This is a genomic window from Actinokineospora sp. NPDC051303, assembly GCF_055586285.1.
Window position 1 is genome coordinate 77,443 of record NZ_JBVJIN010000026.1, and the last position, 19,504, is coordinate 96,946.

A 19,504-nucleotide genomic window follows, 5' to 3' on the forward strand; every position below is an offset into this window, starting at 1 on the left:
GCGTGGTGGCCACCGACGTGTGGGAAGCCGGAGTGTCGCAGGTGGCCGCGAGGTGGTGCATGGCCAGCACAGCGAAGGCCAGCGCACAGACGAGGTGGTGGTGGACGCCGGGCTGGTGGTCACTGGGCCTGGACGCGCCCGAACGTAGGCGGTGATGCACCCGACGTTGGCGTCGGTCTGCACCTGCGCGCTGACCGAGCACGCGGCCGAGGCCAACGGTGCGGCGATCGGTCACCGCACCGTCAGGTCGAGCGGACGAACACCCGCTTCTCCGCGAGGACCGCTGCCGCGGCGGACAGGTCGGCGAGCCGCTCGGCGACCGTGCGCTCGGCCAAGTCCGACGGCAGCGCCGCCGAGAACTTGAGACCGGATAACGCGTTGCGGTCGACGGGCGGCAACCGCAGCGCCACTTCACCATTGAGGGTCGTCCGGATCTCCTCTGCCGTGATCCCCGGGTGCAGCCGGAGCGATCGGTCACCGATGCGCTGTCGCTGGTCCACCAGTTCCGGCAGGCTCGCGGCGAGACACCGGTTCGCGGCGGTGCCCGCCCACGTCCACCAACGGTTGTCGTTCTCGGACCACCGAATCACCGTCGCAGCAGCGGTGATGTTCGCCCCGTACTCGCCGCGCAGGTCGTCGAGTGCGGTAACGGCCCGCCGGGTAAAGGTGACGCCATCCGGTGCCGCGCCACCGAGGACGTCCCGGACACCTCTCGCCAGTTCGAACGACATCGCGCCGCCACGACCACCCCACTTCGCCCTGCCCGGGAGGTCGGTCGGTTCGACTTGGCACTGCCTGTGCTGCCAGTCGATCGAGGTGACGAGCCAGCTCCTGCCCGCGAGCAGGAGCACCCGGGGGCCGTCGGCAGGCTCCGAGATCAGCACGTCGTCGCCGACCGTGCCGATCTCGGCCCGGCCCGCCAGCACGACGAACTGGGGTGGCGCACTGAACACACCGGTGAGATCGGAGAAGTATCGGCGTCCGAACCGTCGTTCGGCCTCCGGGCCGATGACCGCGAGGTCACCGTCGAGTTCGAGATAGCCCTCGGCGGTCAGGTGCTGCACGATCTCCGGGCCGGTGTCGTCGAACACCGACAGGTCGCCCCACCAGTCCCGCCACGTGCGGGTACCGACCACACCTTCCTGCAGCGCCAGCGCGAGGATCTGCTGCGCGATGATGTGCCGGGGGGCGGGCGGCGGCTCGACCGGTTCGACCCAGCCCTGGGACCAGCGCAACAGGAGACCGCACACATGTGCTACTGCATCGGTTTCCAGGCACAGGAACAGGCAGTTCCGCAGACCGTTCCGCCGCCCGGTGCGGCCCAGCCGCTGGAGGAACGAGGCGACTGTGCGTGGCGCGTCGAGCTGGATAACACGGTCCAGGTCGCCGACGTCGATGCCGAGTTCCAGAGTCGAGGTGGCGACGATGACACAGTCGCGTCCGGTGGCGAACGCCTCCTCCGCCCTGCGGCGTTCCGCAGCCGACAGCGACGAGTGCGACAGGAACGTCGTCACCCCCTTGGCCGTCAGTGCCGCGCCCAGCTCCTCGGCGCGCCGCCTGCTGTCCACGAACACCAGCCGCTTCTCGCCTTGGTGCAGCAGGGAGATCACCTTCGCGGCATTGTCGACTGAGTCGACGTGGTCGACAGTGATGTCAGGGCGCTGCCCGGCGTTCGTCTCCGGCGCAACGATCTTCCGTTCCCGGTCGTGGAAAGAGCCCTGGAGCCAGCGCAGCAGGGCGGGCGGATTGCCCACAGTCGCGGACAAACCGATGCGTTGCAGCGGACGACCGGCCACCCTGGACAGTCGCTCGAGGACAGCGAGCAGGTGCCATCCACGGTCGTCGCCAGCGAAGGCATGGATTTCGTCGACCACCACGGCCCGCAGGTCGGCCAACGCCGCCCGATGGTCCACGGTGGATGAGACGAGCATGGCCTCCAGTGATTCTGGGGTGGTGAGCAGAATGTCTGGGCGCTCGCGCAGGATCCGCCGCCGGTTCGGCTGTCCGATGTCGCCGTGCCACACCGCCGAGGTCCGACCTAGCCATGCGGTGTAATCACCGATGCGGCCAGCGAGGTCGTTCAGGAGAGCCTTCAGGGGGCACACGTAGAGCACCGAGGTGCCGCGCCAGCCCTCGGTTGCCATCCTGGTGAGCAACGGAAACAGCGCCGCTTCGGTCTTCCCACCTGCTGTGGGAGCCAGCAGCAGACAGTCCACACCGCCGGTCACCGGGTCGACCGCGGCGGACTGCAGTGCGCGTAACCCGGGCCACCGCAACGTGTTCACCAAGTGGTGCTGGATGACCGGATGCAGCGCGCGCAGGCCGGTCAGCTCGTCACCGGACATCGAGATCGATGTCGTCGGCGGTCACCGCGGCAGCCTCACGTTCAGCCGCCGTGAGTTCTGCGTCTTCCACGGTAAGCGTGTAGTTGTGACGAGGGTCGAAGTTTTCGTGACGTTCGACCCGGTCCAGCACGTCGACGAGTTTGCGCAGGAAGAGTCTCGGTGCCACGCCGACCCTGCCGCCGAGTCGTCCGGCCACGGCAGCGGCGAGCACTGTCAGGTAGGCATCGTCGACCAGCGCCTCGACCCTGGTGGCGGCCGCCGAGCCGCCCGCGTAGAGGTCGCGGACGCGGCGTCCGAGTGCCAGCAGGCTGGCCTGACTGAAACCCGCGAGCCGAATTTGCGGTGCGCGTGGGTTGTCGAACCGCGGGTCAGTGGTGAAGTCGGCTCGCATCCGGTCCGCGAGAGGCTGAAGCAGTTGGACGCCCTGCCGTCCGTCGAAGAACGCGGGGGTCCCGGTGATCATCACGTACAGCCCGGGGAAGCGGCCGCCGTCGATGTCGTCGAGCAGTTGGCGCAGCGCGTTGAGTGCCTTCGCCCGCGCGTCGCTGCGGACCCGTTGCAGGGTCTCGACCTCATCGAGCACCAGCAGCAGACCGGGGTGGCCCGCGTCACGCAGCACGGTCAACAGTCCTCGAAGGAATCCGAGCGCGAGGAAATGGTCGATGTCGCCCTTCACACCCGCGACACGTTTGGCCGCAGCCGCGACGTGCGGCTGCCCTGCCAGCCAGGCCGCGATACCGGCCGCGGTGACGACATCCCCGTCTGCGAGCGCACGGCGATAGCCACGCAGCCCAGCCGCGAAACCCGGGGTCGTGCGCGCGACCTCACCGAGTCGCCGCTCAAGGAGAACCTCGACGGCCGCGCCGAGAGCGTCCGGGTCCTGGCTGTCGACCGTGCCCTCGGCCAGCACGTCCTCCTCCAGTGCGTACAACCAGGAGTCGAGCACGGTCTGGAAGGCGCTGGGGGGCGCGGTGGCGGTGGTCAACCGCTCGCACAGCCGCCGGTACACAGTCTCCAGCCGGTGCAACGGCGTCTCAGTCTCGGAGATCTGCACCTCCGCGACCGCCATACCCGCGACCTTCGCCCGTTCCCCAACCCACCGGGCGAGGAAGGTCTTGCCCGACCCGTACTCGCCGCGCACCGCCTTGAACTCGGCCGCGCCGCCCACGCAGTTCGCCAATTCCTCGTCGAACGTGTCGGCGAACCGGTCGAGGTCCACGGCTAGCAGGTCGAGCCCGCTTTCTGGCACCGTGCCCCGGCGCAGGGCCGCGAGCACGGTGCGCCTGCGCGCCGGGCTGACCGCGTTCACCGGACCTCCTCGTTGAGGAACTGCTCGTCGAGCAGGGTCCGGTTCAGTACGACGGTCCGGTCGTCGTCAACGAGGTCGATCACAGGGAACTGGTCGACGTTGAGGAGCTTCTTCAGCGCGCCCACGAGTGCGCGCGGGTTGCGTCCCGGTGCGCCCGCAGCCCGCAGCACCGCAGCCACCGGCGCGCGGCCACCGGCCGCCACGAGCACATCGACGACCTCGGCGACCGTGCCGGGGTCCGGCACCCGGTTGCGGGGAAACGCCTTGTGGGTAGCCACGAATGTGTCCGAGGCGATCAGGGCCTGACCGGCAGTGGAAGCAGCGGCCCCGACGAGCACCGGTTGGGTGAACAGCATCGGCGGGTCGTCGGCCGGACGGCTTCGCTGCCGACCGGACTTACGCGGCCGCTCGTGCACCGGCTCGGGAGCCATCGGCTCCGCACGGCCGGTCCACCAATCTGGTGGCCCGAGGCTGTGGAAGGTCCAACCGGCCAGTTCAGGGGCGCCCGGTGGCAGCAGCACGACCAGCGGAATGACCACCTCGGCGAGGCTGGCCCCGCCGTGATAGCCGTGGCTGCGCCTGCCGTACCGGACGTCCTCGGTGGCCGCTAGCACCGCCTCGTTACCCGGGACGAGAACGCGGGGACCGCGCAGCAGGATCTCATCCTCGCTCGGCGGCCGGTCGCCCGGGAGCCGCCAGCGGGCTCCGCCGGTGGTGTCGGGCCGGTGGGTGCTGTTGTGTTCGAGCATGTGGCCGTGGTCGCTGGTGAGCACCACGACCCAGCCGTCGAGTGCGGCACGTTCCAGCAGTTCGGGCAGGCCCGGCACGTCGCGGTAGCGCCAGGTCGGATCGTCGGACTGACGGCTCGCCACCAGCGACTCGTCTACGGCGTTGAGCACCACGCCCACCACCTGCTTGCCGGTGGACGGCGTGAGCGCCTCAGCGAGTCCGGCACCGAGGTCGCCGCCGTCGCGGCCTGCGAGACCGTCCTTGTGCACCAGCGTCGCCCGGGTTCTCGCAGGCCAACACGGGAGCGAGCCGAAGGCAGAGCGTTCCGCCGCCGAGTCCCCACGCCGCAGTGACGCGGTGAGGAGGCTGGTCCGGCTGAACGCGGTCTCGGTGGGGAACGCCGCGAGCACGGCCTCACGTCCACCGTCCGCCGCGCGCACGACCTCGGTCCACCCGTTGCCCCCGCCGCCCACGATGGACTCGGCGAGTTCGATGGCCACCGGCATCGACATCCCGTCCACCACGACCACCAGCACCTTGCGGGTACTGGCTAGCTCCGCAACGACGGTCGGCAGGACCGTCTCGACGGCCAGCACCGTGCCGGGCGTCGCTTCGGCCGCGCCAGGCAGGGCACGGGCGAACGCGAGGTCGAGACTTCGGCGCCGCTTGCCTGCCGCCTTGGTCAGCCGGTCGAAGGCGGCCGCCACCTCCGGTTGCGGTGCGCCCTTCCGAAGCTGCGTCAGTTCCCGGTCCAGCCATGCGAGGTCGCGGGCGTAAGCGGTCAGCCAGTCGCGCACCGAGGTTTGTTCGAGCCGGTCCGCCGTGGTGTCCAACCAACGGCGCACCCGCACGGCCGCCTCTGCCCTGCGGACCATGACCGCTTGGTCGCCACTGTCCCGGTGTCGGCGCAGCGGGCCAAGGTCGGCCTCGTCCGCGGTGTCCGCGGCACGCCGCAGCCGGTACGTGAACCCTGCGTGCAGCACGTCGCTGTGTGTGGCGAACGCTTGCCCACCGAGGTCGGCCAGCACCGCGTCGGCGCGCCGCACCTGCTGGGCGACCCGGTCGGAGCACGTCGCGCGGGTCATCGTCACCGCTGCCGCCGCCGCGGCCCGCACCTGTCCCGCTGCGGGCAACGGGGTGCCCCACCGGACACTGGCGAAGCCGCCGAACAGTGCGGCCAGTCCGGCGTCTTCATCGTTCGCCGTCAGCACATCGGCGACTAGGAGATCGGCGAGCACGTCGTCACGCTCCTCGGCGAGCCGCAGGACGAGACGCGCTGGCTCCCCGAGCCGTCCGGCGAGCCAGTCGAGGATGCCCTCCCGGTGGGTCGAGGGCAGCGCCCGCCACCGGGCACGGCGGTTCGCGTCGTCGGCGAGCGCGATGACTTCGACCAAGTCCAGCTCGTCGGTGTCGAGGTCGAGTCGTTCCCGGAGCACCCGGGTAATGGCGAGTTCCAGGGTGAGCACGGTGCCGTGCAGGCTCGTCGCCTCACCCACCTGTGCCAGCTCGATCAGTGCGTCGGTTAGCCACGCCCATCGCCGGTCCCGCAACCGCACGTCGACCTGTTTGGGCTGCAGCACGTCGTTGAGCAGGGTGTCCCGGCTGACGTCGTAGAGCTGGTGGCCGTGCAGGCGGCTCATGATCGCCGCGCCCAGCTCATCCTGCGTCCGGTCGGTGAGGATCACGAGGTCACTGGCGGCGCGATCGGTGTCCCCGTCTGCGCCCGGCAGCGCGGCGAGCACCGCGAGAACGGACGGGCACGGGACAATCCGCACCTCGCGGCCGCATACGTCGACGCGGTCCGGTCGGGTCCAGACGACCTGCCCAGGGGAGGCGATGCCGATCACAAGCGACCGCTCCTCGTTCCGCAGGGCCTTGGCAAAGATCGCTCGTGTCCTGGCGACAACCGCGTTCTCGAACGCCGCACCGAGGTCGGTGACCACCATCAGGAGTCACCCGCACCGGACTCCACAGTCCGGATCTCGATCTCATACCGGCTGCCGGGGTGTTGCTCGACGAACTCCCGGACTGCCGCCAGGACGGTGTCTCCGCGGCCGCGTGCGGTTCGCTGCGCCGTCCCGCCCAGCGCAGGCGGTGGCTGCGGGGGCTCCTGCGGCCGCGGTGACGGGCCACCTGGCTCGGCTGGCGGGAGGAACAGGCTCAGCAGCTCCCGTTTCGCATCGACGAGCGTGTGCGCGAGGCTCGCGGCATGTTCGTTCGCGTTGACGTTGCGGCGCACTGTTTCCCGCACCCCGTTGGCTCGCGGGTCGGCCAGCCGGTCGAGCACCGCCCAGTCAGCGTTGCGCAGTGCGCCGACCACCTCGGTGGCGCTCTTCATCGCCCTGCTGAGCACGAGCGGATCGATCCCGCCGAGGTCAGCCCCGGCAAGCACCTCGACCATTTCAGTTGGCCCGCTAGCGGCACGCAGGTCGGCGAGCAGACGACTGGCGACGACGGCGGTCGCGTACCGGCCGGTCGGTGCGGAGGCATCCAGTTCGAGTCGTTCGCCATGTGTGTCCAGCACCTCGACCAGTTCCATCGCGGGTAACCGCAACGGTTCCGCGCGCGCAGTGACGGCCGCGGCGAACCGGGCGACGGACCGCGGGGAGACGACTCCGCTGGTCGGCGGCACCCCGAACAACCCGCCCGCCAACTCCTCGGCGCGCGCCCACTGGTCACCGCCGGGCAGGGGCGCCCGCCGCAACGCGAGGCTGTCGGTGACCTCGTCGACCGTCGTAGGCGGGGCGACCACATCCTCACCTCGCAGCCAGGTTCGCCTGGTGAGTTCGGCGTACGCGGCGACCAAGAGGTTCTCGACTTTGGTCTCCATGCCGCGCGGCGCGAGCCAGCCCCGCACAGTGCGCACCATTATGTCCTTGTCGGCCAGGTTGTCCCTGGCGGCGAGCTGGTCCAGTTCTTGACCCAGCTCGTGGTTCAGTGTGAACGGGCCACCATGGTCCATGCCGAGGCGCAGCGGGTGCGCGACCCGCCGGATGGCCTCGCGCTCGGCGCGGTCGAGGTCGATCCGTCCATCGACGGCGTCCGCCGCCCGCCGCACCACAGCCAGGGTGGTCTTGAGGTCGGCGAGGCGCATCAGGTCGCCCTTGTTGTGCGAGTCCAGGTGGGGGTGGTCAGGGTAGGAGTGGGTGTAGAGCTGGTCGACCAGCCCGGCGAGCGCGTCGGCGAACGAGCGGCCCGCGTCCAACTTGGGGGTGACCCCGGGGTCAAGGCTCACCAGGTGGTCGCGCCAGTCCTGCACCAGGTCTTCTCTGGGGCGGGACACGAGACCGTACGCGTTCTTTAGCGCCTCGACGATCTCGTTGCGCAGGGACACCTTCAGGTTGCCGAGCAGGTCTCTGACGCGCTGCCGGTCCGCGGCGTTGTACCTGCTGGCAGCCTCGTCCAGATTATTCCGTGTCAGAAGGTGGTTCACCCGCACGAGCCTGCTGACCCTGTCGATCACGTCACCGGTGAAGAACGCGGGCAGCCAGGTCACCGTCCACGGCTTGTCCAACGTCGTGCGCAGCGCCCGAACCCGGTTGCGGTCCGCGGCCGCCGACACCTCGTCCGGGTCGAACGGATAGTCAAGGATGAGTCGCCACCGACCGCTGTGCAGTGGCTCGAACTCGTCGTCGCGCAGTTCCTGTGTGTCCCGGACGTTGCCGAAGACGATCTCGATGATGCGGCGGCTGCCACGCCACGGCACAACATGGTCGATCGGCGTGGTGTCCGCGTCGGTGACGCCGAGCTGTTTGAACAGCAGCTCGCGAATGAGCCTGCGGCGGGCACCGGTGTTGTCGAACCGGACGACGCTTTCGATGATCGCGTCGACGTTGACCCCGACCAGTTCCAGCCGCACGCTCGGGTCAGCGCCCTCCCCCACCTGGAGTTCGGGGACGACTCCCGCCCAGCGGCGCAGCCGCCTGGCGACCTCGCCGACCTCCTGGCCTGGGATTGGTGTCTTCACCGAACCGTGGTTGAGCGCGGCGAGCCTGCGTGCGGTGAGGTTCTGCAACGCGGGCACGTCCGGAATGAGCGCCGCCAGCAACAGGGTCTTCACCAGGCGGTCGTCACCGCGGAACGCAACGAGGCGTCCGGTGTCGGCGGGCGCGGTGTCGGCGGTGCCCGCGAGCTGTTCCTCGGTGAGGTCCCGGTCGCGCAACAACATGGGACGCAGGGTCCGCTGGTAGAGGCGCCGAGCCTGGTCGAACTCGTGCTTGAGTTTGTCGGTGAACGGCTGGTCACCGCCGTCTGCGATGGCGTCGAACAGGTCACCGAGCGGCACGAGGTCGCCGAGGCGGAACTCGTCGCGCCGGTTGACGAGGATCTGCTGCATAAGCAGCAGCGCGGTCCGTTCCCGCTGCAACGCGTTGGACGCCTTGACCAACGTGTCCATGAACGCGGGGCTGAACGGGTAGGTCTGCTCGAACGCGCCGCGGTCGCTCTGGCCGAGCAGCACGTCTCGGACACCGCCCGCGAGCGCGCTCGTCCGCTGGAACGCCTGCACGATGATGGCACGTTCCCGGTCACCGCGGGGTTCCAGCACGCGGCGCTGTGCGATCAGCGGGAGGTTGCGGTCCTCGAGGGTGATGGTGCCGAGCCGGTCATCCCAGTGCTTGAGCCTGTCGTGGAAGGCCTGCAGCTCGGCCCCGGTGCGTTCGGCGCCGACGCCCAGCTCCCGCAGGTCCCGTTGGCGTGCGATCAAGCTGATGATCGGGATGGGCCGGGCCGAGTCTGCGGACTCGACGAGCTTCGCGACTTTGTCAGTCTCCCGCGCGATGAACTCGCGGTTGCCGATCCGCCCTGCGAGCCACAGCACGAGCTCGTCGAGGAACAGCACGAGTCCGTCGTAACCGAGTTCCTTGGCGTGGCGGCTGATCTCGACGAGGCCTTGGTCGATCGGCCGGAACGCGTCGGCGACACCGGCCACGGTGTCGGCGTAGTCGGGCATGAACACCGGGACGACCTCGCCCAGCAACCTGCCTGCGAGCGCGGAGTCCGGGTCGGCGGCGAACGCCTCGTCCAGCAGCTCGGGCGTCCAGCCCGCGTCGAATTCGCCCCAGGCTCCGTCGCTCGCCGGTGCGGCGCCGGTCAGCCGCGCGAGGAACGCGTCGGCGCCGAACTGGTCGCGCAGTCGTCGCGCGTCGCGGAGCAGGCCCTGCGCCCGGTACACCTGCGGGAGGGGCGCGTCGGGGTGGCTGCGCCGGATGTGGGCGACGTAGCCGCCGAGGATGCCTGCTTCCAGGGTCTGCGAGCCCGTGAGGTGGTAGGGCACCAGCATCAGGCGTTTGTGGCTCAGCCACTCGTGCCGCCCGACGACCCGCGCGAGGTCTGGCTTGTCCAGCGCTTCGACGTCCCGGTCGAGCACGGCATGCAACACGGCCATGAAGTGGCTCTTACCGGACCCGAACGAACCGTGGACATAACTCGCCTTGGAGCTGTTCTCGGCGAGCGACGCGCTGACCAGGGCCAGCGCCTCATCGAACGCGACCGCCAGCTCGGGGGTGACGACGTAGGAGTCGACGGTGGCCTTGCGGTGCGTGACGCCTTCGGTGAGCCGCAGGACGAAGTCGCCCCGGTGCAGCCGTTCCGGAATCCTGATCAACTCGCGCAGCAGTGGCTGCGCCTCCCCCATCGCCGCGCTGGTCACCCGAGTCCTGTCCTTGGTCGTTGCTGTCTCGTTGCGCTCTGTCTGAAGGTAGTCTCCGCTGGCGGGAGATCGTTACCGGTCCGTCTCGGTGCCGGGCAGGTGGTAACGGGCGCCGCGCCGCTCCCCAGTCTGGACGAGGTCACCGGCGGCCACGAGCCGACGTACCAGCGCACGGGCTTTCGGCGTGTCGACGCCGAGCAGTTCGGCCACCTGCGCGGTCGTGATCGGCCCGTCCTCGGCGAACTCCAGCACGGCGGCCCGCTGCGCCGGATCCGCTTCGGTCTCGCGACGCGCCGCGGGCTCTTTCCGCTGGGTCATGGCCCTGCGGCGGTTCGGCAGCGGGCTGACGTCGACCCGTCCTGCGGGCACCGCGAGGTCGGCGAGGTCGAGGTCGAGGTCGGCGAGCTGGGCGTCAAGGAACCCGTCGTACGCCTCGGCCGGCGAGGTGCCGTAGGCGGGGTCGATCTCGGTGTGCCACTGCCGCACCCACGGCATGACTTCGACGAGTCCGGCGAGCAGCGGCACCAGCCGGGCGGTGTCCCAGCCAGCCTCGTTGCGCCGGTGGGTGATGGTGATGGCCAGCGCGTGAGCCTGCTCACGGTGGTCCCAGCCCGCCCAGCCCAGCAGCAGGCTGCCGTCACCGTCGAGGCTCGCGCCCGGGTAGGAGACGAACCGCTCCTTGGGCACGTCGAGCTTGCCCCGGTGCCGCCAGTAGGAGGGGCGGGCGAAGTCGGCCGAGCCGTACTTCGGGGGGACGGGGATCGTGCCGAGCTTTTCCTTGACGGCTTCGCGCACGCGGGGGTCTGTGACCTCTTTCCCCAGCTCGGTTGCGATCTGGTCCTCGGCACGTTGCAGCTCCCAGACCTCCTCCCAGGCTTTGCGGTGGGCGAGGCCCTTGCCCTTGTACCGGTAGGCGGCGAGGAACGGCACGTGCTCGTCGTCGACGAGAGCGGAAACGATCTCGGCCGTGTCGGCGTCGGGCTTGCCCAGGAAGTCGGCCGCCCACATGGCGGCGACAGCGCCCCACTCGTCGTCGGGTCGGACCAGGTCAGCCAGCTCTTCGACACTGCGAGGTTGCGGTTGCCGCGCACCTAATTCGTCCTCGACGAACCAGAGGCGCTCGGCTTCGAGCCGGTCCAGCAGCCACTCGCGGACGGCGCGCCCGGCCTGTGCGTCCCAGGCCTCCACAGACCAACGGCGCTTGCACTCCGGCCGTTCTATCAGGGCGAGGTCACGCCGCTTCTCGATGAGGTCGATCCGAGCCTGCACGACCTGGCGGTAGTCGTCCGGCCAGTGGGCTGGCAGCTCGGTCACCGGGGTGGAACCGTGCCGAGCGAACCACTGCGTCTTGGTCTCCCCGGCCGCGACGCGACGCGCCAAGACGATCTCGAAGGCCCGCTCGCCGAGACTGAGCGCGGGCACGGTGGCCGGATCCGTGATGACAACCGCAGCGGTCTCCGACTCGGATAGGAGGCCATAGCGCTGGTAGACGTCCCAGTCCAGCTCCTCCTGCTCGGAAATCATGCGGGCGCGGACACTCTGGTACTTGTCCTTGGCCTCGGCCAGCCGTTCGCGACTTGGCGGCGCCTGGCCAGTGAGCACCTGCGGGGTACTGGCGGTCAGGTGTTGCGCCAAGTCGTCGAGACGGCGAGCACGGTCCAACGGCAACGCATCAGGAAGCGGGAACTGCTCAAGTTTAGTTCCGGTGAACTCGTAGCGGTCCTCCCAATCCTCGTCTTGGACACCACGGCCAATACCGCTGCCGCCCTTGGGCTGCGACACTTGCTTGAGCCAGAAGCAGGCGGTCGAGGAGTTGAGCACACCGAGCAGCCGCAGGTGATCGTCCTCCGTCGCCCCTTCCCGCAGCTTGATCACTGGCGCCGACCGGTTAAAGACCTTACCGCCCCGATCCAGCACAAAGTGGTTGTGAGTCGCCACAAAAGCAAAAGCGATTGTGGAAAGAATGCGGTACCGGTTGGCAAAGAACATGGAGTACTCAAACCAGGATCGACCGTGCTCGATCTGGGTCTTGCCAAAAGCTACCCGAGAACTCAGCTGAAGGCGGTAAGGCCACAGCCAACGGACCACTGACTTATCCGGGTCGGCGGCGAAGGTGTCGTCTCGATACGGCCACAGTGAAGCGACGGGATTGGCCAGCCGCCAGTCGCGGGTAACGTCACCTTCCACCAGCGAGCGGACAAGTCGATCAGGAATCCCGTGCCGCCTGAGCGGCCCAGAACCAATCATGTACACGGCGTCCTCACGGGTGACCGCACCGGTTCCCGGTTCAGCCCCAGTCACACCAAGCACGCGGACGCCAGCACTTTCGATTATGGTCAGCAACTGGTCAGCGCCGCCGCCGCTCAGGGACCACGGGTGCGTGGTGAGGCGTGACCTGGGTAGGTCGACCACGCTGATCCAGTCCGATTCACTGCCGGGGCAGTCCACCTGCGATTTGATCGCGTGCCAAACATTCCCCTTGGCCGGGATCGGTGGTTGCGACGGCTCGCCGCGGATGCCCAGTACCGCGCGGACCGTGCTGTCCGGGTCGGGGCGGCGGTCGCGGCCGATGAGGATCACGGTCGGGGTGCCGTGGCCGGGGATGAACGCGCCGGAGGTGTCAATCACATGGGTGAGGTCGACCCGGGGAAAGAAGTCCTCGATCAGCTTCGTGCCGAACTCGCGTTTCATGAAGGCGTTCGAGGTGATCTGGCCGACGTAGCCCGCGCCTCGGCCGTCCTCTGCGGGGGAACGCGCCAGTTCGAAGAAGCGCTGGGCGAACGGGACAGTCAGTTGATATTGGCGATGGCAGGCCGTGTAGTAGCGGCGGTACTCGCGGTTCAGGGCCGCGTCCTTCACCGTGATGTACGGCGGGTTTCCCACCACCACGTGGTAGGAACCGATGTCCAGCAGCGTCGGGAACTCGTGAGTGTCCTCGGCGGCCAACTGGAGACCGGCGTCAATGTCCATGCCTTCGAACGATTCGCGGCGGTTGGCGAGCAGGGAGTCGCCGGTGGCGATGGTCATCGCCCAGCGTTGGCCCGCGGCTTGGTCGATGGTGCTGATGCCCGCGACCCGCCACGCGGCCAGCATCAGGCGGAAGCGGGCGATGGCGACCGCGAACGGGTTGATGTCCACGCCGTGCACCGAGTCCAGCGCTCGGCGTGCCACCTCCGTGTCGTTCAGGCGGGTGTCGGTGCGCCACGCCTCCACCAGTCGCTCAAAAGCGCCGAGGAGGAAGTGGCCGGAGCCGCAGGTCGGGTCGATCAGGCGCAGGCCGTCGTGACCGAACTCGGCCAGGGCTGGTTCCAGGGTGTACTTCAGGATGAACTTCTCGACGAACTCCGGGGTCTGCAGCAGCGCGTACTTGTCCTTTGCGTGCTGCGACAGGTCCTGGTACAGGTCACCAAGGAAGCGGGTGTCCCACGATTCGTCGCGGAAGTCGTGCACCAGGCTGTCGGCTCGCCGCGTGCGCCAGAAGCGAATCAGCGCCTTCGCGCCGTCGTGGGACACCGGGATGCGGTAGGCGGGGTTGTGGTCCCGATCGAACAGCATGGCGCCCGCGTCACTGCGGCGCAGCGCGTCGAAGCACGCCAACAGCCAATGCCGGTCGGTGTGGTTAGAGTGGCTGCGGAAATAGGCGCTCTGCGTGTCCTGCGCATCGGCCAGGCGGTCATGGTCCTGGCCTGCCGGACCCGACAGCATCGGGGCGATCAGCTCGTTGTCCTCGCACCAACGAACGAACACCGTGCCGAGCACCCACGCCACCGCGGACTGGGTGACCTCACCCGCGCGCCACGTGTCGAAGTCGGCCGCGGTGCGCTGGGCCGCCATCGCACGCTCGTGCGCCGAGCGTAGCTCGGCCAGTTCATCCGGGAGTTCACCCCGATCGAGCTGGTCATTCAGGTCATCTTGAACCGCACGGACCTGCTCGGTCAGGTCTGCGAGGAGAGCGGCGCGGTCCAACTGCGGTGCGGTCACGGACGACGAGCCTAGTCACAAGGTTCATCACGCTCAGAACCGCAGCGCCGACAGGAAACCCACCCGTGCCGTACCGGCAACTTGATCAGTCGACACGGGGCACTCTGCGTCCCGGACTCCGATCACACCTGCTCGGGCACCTACCTCGACGCCCCCGGAGACAGCCGAACAGTTCTGCGTAGCGGCGGGACTCCGATCCTCTCCGCCGCGTTCCGTCCCGTACGCAGAGCTGCCCGTCGGCGCTCAGATGGCTTCTGATGCGCACCGCCAGCCCGCATGGTGCGGCCAACCACCCCATGCTGCTCAGCGCACCGGCGCGACAGGTCCCGACCGAGCCGTACCGACGCGGGCAGCTCCTCGTCGGACAGCAGTCGTAGGCCAGTAATGCCGAGATGATCTCGTCCACGCGACGAGATTGTCGAACATACGATCGGACGCCCAGCGAAGCTGGCATCGTGGGTGCGGACTCAGGCGGCTCCGGTGTGCGGTTCGAGCCAGACCGACGAGCCGACGACCCACTCCTCCGGGGTGCCCTGCGGCAGGGTGAACGAGCCGATGCTCGGGTGCTGCCGCTCGTTGTCCGCGGGACAGATCAGGACCAGCGTGTCCGGGCCGTCGTCGCTGCCGCCATACCGTGCGTGCTCGATCAGCCGGTTGAGCAGCGCGGTCCCCGCCGGGTAGCGACCGAACGGGGTGAGCCCGTCCAGGGCGAGCACCCGCTGGCCCGCCAGCTCTACGGTGAGGGCGTCGAACGTCCTGTCCAGCAACCGGGACAGGTTCAGTTGATCACGACTGCCCGGATCGGCGGCGTCGGCGCGCAGCACGACCGCGAAGTCCCTAATGGCCGCCGCGTCCGCCTGCGCGCGCAGAGTCCGTACGAAGGCCTCGGAAACGTCGAGCACCGGTACCCCCACGATCTCGGCGACCCGCGCACGCGCCCTGGCGGCCCGGCGCGGCCGGACCGTGACGAACCGGACGCCGCCGTGGCGTACCGCGTCGGTCAGCCGCGCAGGTGCGTCGGCTGTCGCGCTGCCCTCGAGAACCGGATGGCCGCTAGACCACGAGCCCGACCGCATCCGGGAAGCCAGCCCGGTCATCGACACCGATGGTGGGCGGAAACGTTCCCCGTCCCAATTCAGCTCGAACCCGGCGCGACGGCACAGGTCCATCAGTTCGCGCCCGTCGGGCAACGGAGCCAGGCCGGGGAAGCGGTTGGTCACCCGCTGCTTGAGTTCCGTCGCGGTCAGGCCCTCGTCAGGGAGACCTGCCCCCGCCTGCGCCAGCCGGAGCGCGCGAGCCGGGTCCAGATCGCGCGGGTACAGCTCCATGCGGGCGTTGGATAGCACCGTGCCCGACGCCGACGCGGCTAGCCCCACCAGGCGACGCTCGCCCCAGACCCAGTCCATGTGCCGCGCGCGGTCCAGCAACCTGCGCACGACCGCCGTGGGGGTCGGCAGCGGGTCCTCGGCCGCGAGCTCCTTCGCCGCGTCACCCAGGTCCGCGGCGAGGTCCAGCAACTGCGTGTCCGGCACCATGTCCAGCGGTTCCTCGTCGGTCGCCTGCAACGCGACCAGGACCCGGCCGTGGTGGCGCCGGAGCGCGAATCGGGGTTGGACGGCGAGCACGTCCCGCTCGATGACCGCACGGCACACGGCGTAAGCCAGCGGCAGGCGATGTGTCGCAGGCACCGTGTCCGCGCAGCCGTGCAGACCGAGCACCCGCTCGGCCAGTTCCGCCACGGTTGCCACCCGACGCAGCCCGGTCAGCATCTGGACCAGCTCGTCGTGCAGCACCTTCAGTGTGCGGTTAGCCGCCCATGCCTTGCGCCGTGCGGACAGCACTTGGGCGATGCGGCCGCCGGTCAGGCCGCAGCTGCCGGCGACCTCGACGTTGGTCGGCCAGCGCCTGCCGGGAAGCACGCCCGCGTCGTCTGGGAGGCCGAGCAGCAGCCGAGTGATCGCCACCTGGGAGTCCGCACGCCGCTTCGGCGTGGGCAAGAGGGTCGGCACGATCCGGTCCAGTGGCGTGACCAGCGTGTCGCCAGTGGAGGGACCATCCTCAACGGCACCACCGAGAAGAGACCTGCTCCACTGAGTGTGCCGGTTCACGAGTTCCTGGCGGGTGCGTTTGGAGAGCCCCCGCGCGTTCCACAGCGTCCGGTACGACAGGTCGACCAAGTCCCCCACGGTCTGTGCGCCGAGCCGCTGCGCAACCGCGACCGCACGCGGCGACAGGCCCGCCGCGTCCAGCGCCGTGTCCAGCTTCGCCTGCTCAGCCGCCTCGTCCCGCAGTTCGCTCGGGTCTTCCGAACAAGACAGGGGGTTCGTCGCGGGACCGGTGTTGTCGATCGTGGTGAAGACTCGCTGCCACGCCGCCCGCATCTCCGCGATCGACTGGTGGCGCCGGTCGCTGTCGCGGTGCAGCGCCTTGGTGAAGAACTCGACCAGCTGGTCACGCAGCGGCGCTGCGAACAGCTCGGTTGACAGCACGACATCGCCGCCGAACGCCGGGTCCGTCCCATCCGCGTTCCAGCTCGGCAGCTCCAGGCTCGCCATCTCGTGGAGGGTCACCGCGGCCGCGTAGCGTTCAGCCGCCGCGTCGTAGCCTGGCCGCCGGACGCCGTCCAAGAACGGGTCGACGTAACCGCGGGTGCCCGCCTGGAGGTCCGTCGCGGGGACACCGGCCAGGGAGAAGTCGAACAGCACCAGGCTGTTGCCCAGCTTGGGGTGCTCCCGGACACCAAGGTTGTCAGGCTTGATGTCCCGATGGAAGACCTGCTTGCGTTCCAGGTAGCCGAGCACGTCGAGCAGCTGGTCACCGTAACGCTGGAGTTGGTCCGGAAGCAGAGCTCCCTCGGTGCGCAGCAGCTGCGCCAGCGTGCGCGGCCCCGCGAAGTCAAGCTCGATCGCCTGCCGCTCGCCCACCTGGAACACGCCGCGGCGCAGCCCGACCAAATGGTCGTGCCGCAGGTTCTCCAGCGCCGCGTGCTCATCCATCAACCGCAGCGCGGCGTCGTCCGACCGGGACACCTTCAGCACCGAGTCCCAGCCGTCCCGGTCGACCTTGAACGCGCGGGCCGTGGCGCCGGTGCCGAGTACCTGCGTCACCCGATACTCGGTGTCGGCGAGGTAGTCACCCGCCACCGCCTCCCAGGGATCGATCTCCTTCCGCCTGGCACCCTCACCCGCAGGCTCGGCCAACGCATCGTCCAGCCAAGCGAGGACCTCGTCGAGGTCGGCGAACCGCTCGGTGACCACCGGAGCGGTACACATCGCGATCAGGGCGAGCAGGTCGTCGGGTATGCCGTCGACAACAGCCGACGGGTGCAGCCCGCCCTCGGCTCGCAGGCGGCTCATTAGCTCGGCCCGGTCCGCGGCAGGCGGCTGGCCAGTGAACAGCAGATACCCGACCGCGCCGACACCGAACACGTCGAGCGGCACACCGGATTCCGACGCATCGAACTCCGGCGCGAGGTACACGACGGCACCGGGGTCCACATGCCCACCCGCGCTGGTCGTCGGTACCAGCCGGTGCACCGTGTGGGGCTCGGACAGACCGCGTGCGGCAGCCTGCCACTCGCCGACCCGCAGGACCGGACGCGACCAGTCCGTTCCGGTCGGCTCCACCACGATCGCGCGGGGCGACAGCGACCGGTGTACCAATCGCCGCTCGTGGGCGTACCGAACCGCCTCGGCGAGCTGGCGAAACATGTCCACCTTCGCAGGCAGGTCCAGCTTGTCCTGGTAGCGGGCGAGGTAGTGGTCCAGGCGCATGGCGTCCCGCGCTTGGTCGATGATCAGCGCCGGGCCGAGCGGATGGCTTTCCAGTTCGTCCGGTGGCAGCAATCCGGGATGCCGCACACCCCGGCATGCTCGGTACTCGCGTTCGGCGGCCTGCGCGATCGACCGTTTCTTGTCCGGGTCAGCCGCACGTTCGTACAGGTAGATCCGAACCCGACGGTGTTCACCCGGCAGATCGTCGCGGCCCGCGTGGTGGTCCTGCCAGGTGGGCCCGGTCTCGAACGGCCGCTCGTCGATCCGCCACCGACCTACGGTCACCATCCGTTCGCTCGGCCTGATGCCTACCTGCCTCAGCAGGCGATCCACGGCGTTGAAGAACGCCGGTTCCGGCGAGGGCCTAGTCGACCGCGCCAGCAGCAGGTCCGACCCGATCCTTGGCAGTTCAGCACGGCCTTCCTCCGGGCCGTACACGTCCGCCCGTTGACCGCTCTCGAGCTCGCACCGCATGCCGGGATCGGTCAGGAACACCGCAGCCGACACGAACGGCACCTTGACTCGTTCCCGCGCGGCCTGGTTGCCCAGCAGCTTTTTGAGGTCCTTGGCCTTCTGGTCGGCGCCGATCAGGGGATGGTCGAACGTGGCGCCACCGCGAGTGATCCACGTGCCGTGCCTGCTGCGCACCCAACCACGGATGTTCTTCAGTTCGAGGAGGAACAGACCGCTCGGCGCGGCGACCAGCAGGTCGACCTCACGGGGATGACCACTGGGCGAGATGAAGGTGAAGTTCGACCACGCCTGGTAGGGGTAACGGTCCGGGAGCAAGCGGCGGACCTGCGCCAGACCGGTCCGCTCATGGCCGAAGTCAGACAGCGCGATCTCGTGCCACCGCGTCGACCCCTCGTCCACTCTCCCCACCCTTCTCCGGTTTCCACCACCGCAGCAAGACGACTATCCCATGCCGTGCGCTCAACCAGCACCAAGCGCCATCCCGCCACGACCACAGCTCCCAGGGTTCGTGGAGACCGTCCGGAATGTGGGAGCTACGGTAAGACCGTGCCCCCGGCAGCGCGCCGACGCGCTTGGACTGAAGGTGTCGACCGGTATGTGCTGACGACGATCAAGAACACATGCTCTGAACGCTGGTCTTGGCCTGGGCGAGGCATCATGTCCTGGCAAAGGCCCGGCAGAGCACCGACCTCGACCACGATCCACTCGGCGCCATCACGTAGAGCCCGACCGGGCAGGGGCCGCCACCGCGAACTCGGCCGCCACAACCAACATCCCTATTGAAACCTCTGGTCAGCCCTGTCTCCATCCTTTGGTACTCCCGCCGGAGCCACTTAGCTGATCAAGCGTTTTCACAACTCAACCCGCGTCCCGCGCACGAGGTGGATGACAGTGCGGGATGCAAATCCCCAGTCCCCTTGGCACCTTACGGGCCAGCAGAGACCGTCCCGGCGGGGCGGAGTTTACTGGCTCGCCTATACCTGCGATCCAACGTTCGGCAATCGCGTTCATCCGTGGTGCCTGCGGCGCGGTCAACACCACGTTGATGCGGAGGGAAGTAGCACCCGGGTCGAACGCTGCGGCGAACTTGGTATCTCAGACCGGACCAAGGCGCAGTGTAGGTGTGGAACATGTCCACGGTCAGCAGGCTTGGTCTCAACTGGTCGGTGCGACGCTGTGGGAAGCTAGGGCCGTCACTATTCCGGCTCCCACAGTAAATTGGCCGACGGCTACGCGAGCCAGC

6 protein-coding genes are annotated in these 19,504 nt (G+C 69.0%); all 6 read right to left on the bottom strand.

Going from position 1 to position 19,504, the window contains the following annotated elements:
• Window positions 1–242: 242 nt before the first annotated feature.
• Entirely contained in the window at window positions 243–2,345 is a 2,103-nt protein-coding gene (locus ACZ6SD_RS20610) for a DEAD/DEAH box helicase (protein ID WP_465318560.1), read from the bottom strand.
• Complete coding sequence (gene brxD, locus ACZ6SD_RS20615) at window positions 2,335–3,654, bottom strand: BREX system ATP-binding protein BrxD (RefSeq protein WP_465318561.1); 1,320 nt, start codon at window positions 3,652–3,654, stop codon at window positions 2,335–2,337. The genes ACZ6SD_RS20610 and brxD overlap by 11 nt, the downstream gene beginning before the upstream one ends.
• Window positions 3,651–6,329 (bottom strand): BREX-2 system phosphatase PglZ, encoded by a 2,679-nt coding sequence (pglZ, locus tag ACZ6SD_RS20620; RefSeq protein ID WP_465318562.1) that lies wholly within the window; start codon window positions 6,327–6,329, stop codon window positions 3,651–3,653. Before pglZ ends, brxD begins: the two co-directional genes overlap by 4 nt.
• The gene (locus tag ACZ6SD_RS20625) at window positions 6,329–10,033 is read right to left on the bottom strand and encodes a DUF6079 family protein (protein WP_465318563.1); all 3,705 of its coding nucleotides are present in this window, start codon (window positions 10,031–10,033) and stop codon (window positions 6,329–6,331) included. Before ACZ6SD_RS20625 ends, pglZ begins: the two co-directional genes overlap by 1 nt.
• Before the next feature lie 72 nt (window positions 10,034–10,105).
• Window positions 10,106–14,014, bottom strand: a complete 3,909-nt coding sequence (gene pglX, locus ACZ6SD_RS20630) for a BREX-2 system adenine-specific DNA-methyltransferase PglX (RefSeq protein ID WP_465318564.1) — start codon at window positions 14,012–14,014, stop codon at window positions 10,106–10,108.
• A 467-nt stretch (window positions 14,015–14,481) separates the two neighbouring features.
• Window positions 14,482–18,660 carry a BREX system serine/threonine kinase PglW gene (gene pglW, locus ACZ6SD_RS20635; RefSeq protein WP_465318565.1) on the bottom strand — a complete coding sequence of 1,393 codons (4,179 nt, stop codon included), beginning with the start codon at window positions 18,658–18,660 and terminating at the stop codon, window positions 14,482–14,484.
• Window positions 18,661–19,504 lie beyond the last annotated feature (844 nt).

Bases quoted from the DNA above. Each gene is read 5' to 3' on its own strand.
- pglZ (WP_465318562.1), bottom strand. From the start codon at position 6,329: ATGGTGGTCACCGACCTCGGTGCGGCGTTCGAGAACGCGGTTGTCGCC.
- ACZ6SD_RS20610 (WP_465318560.1), bottom strand. From the start codon at position 2,345: ATGTCCGGTGACGAGCTGACCGGCCTGCGCGCGCTGCATCCGGTCATC.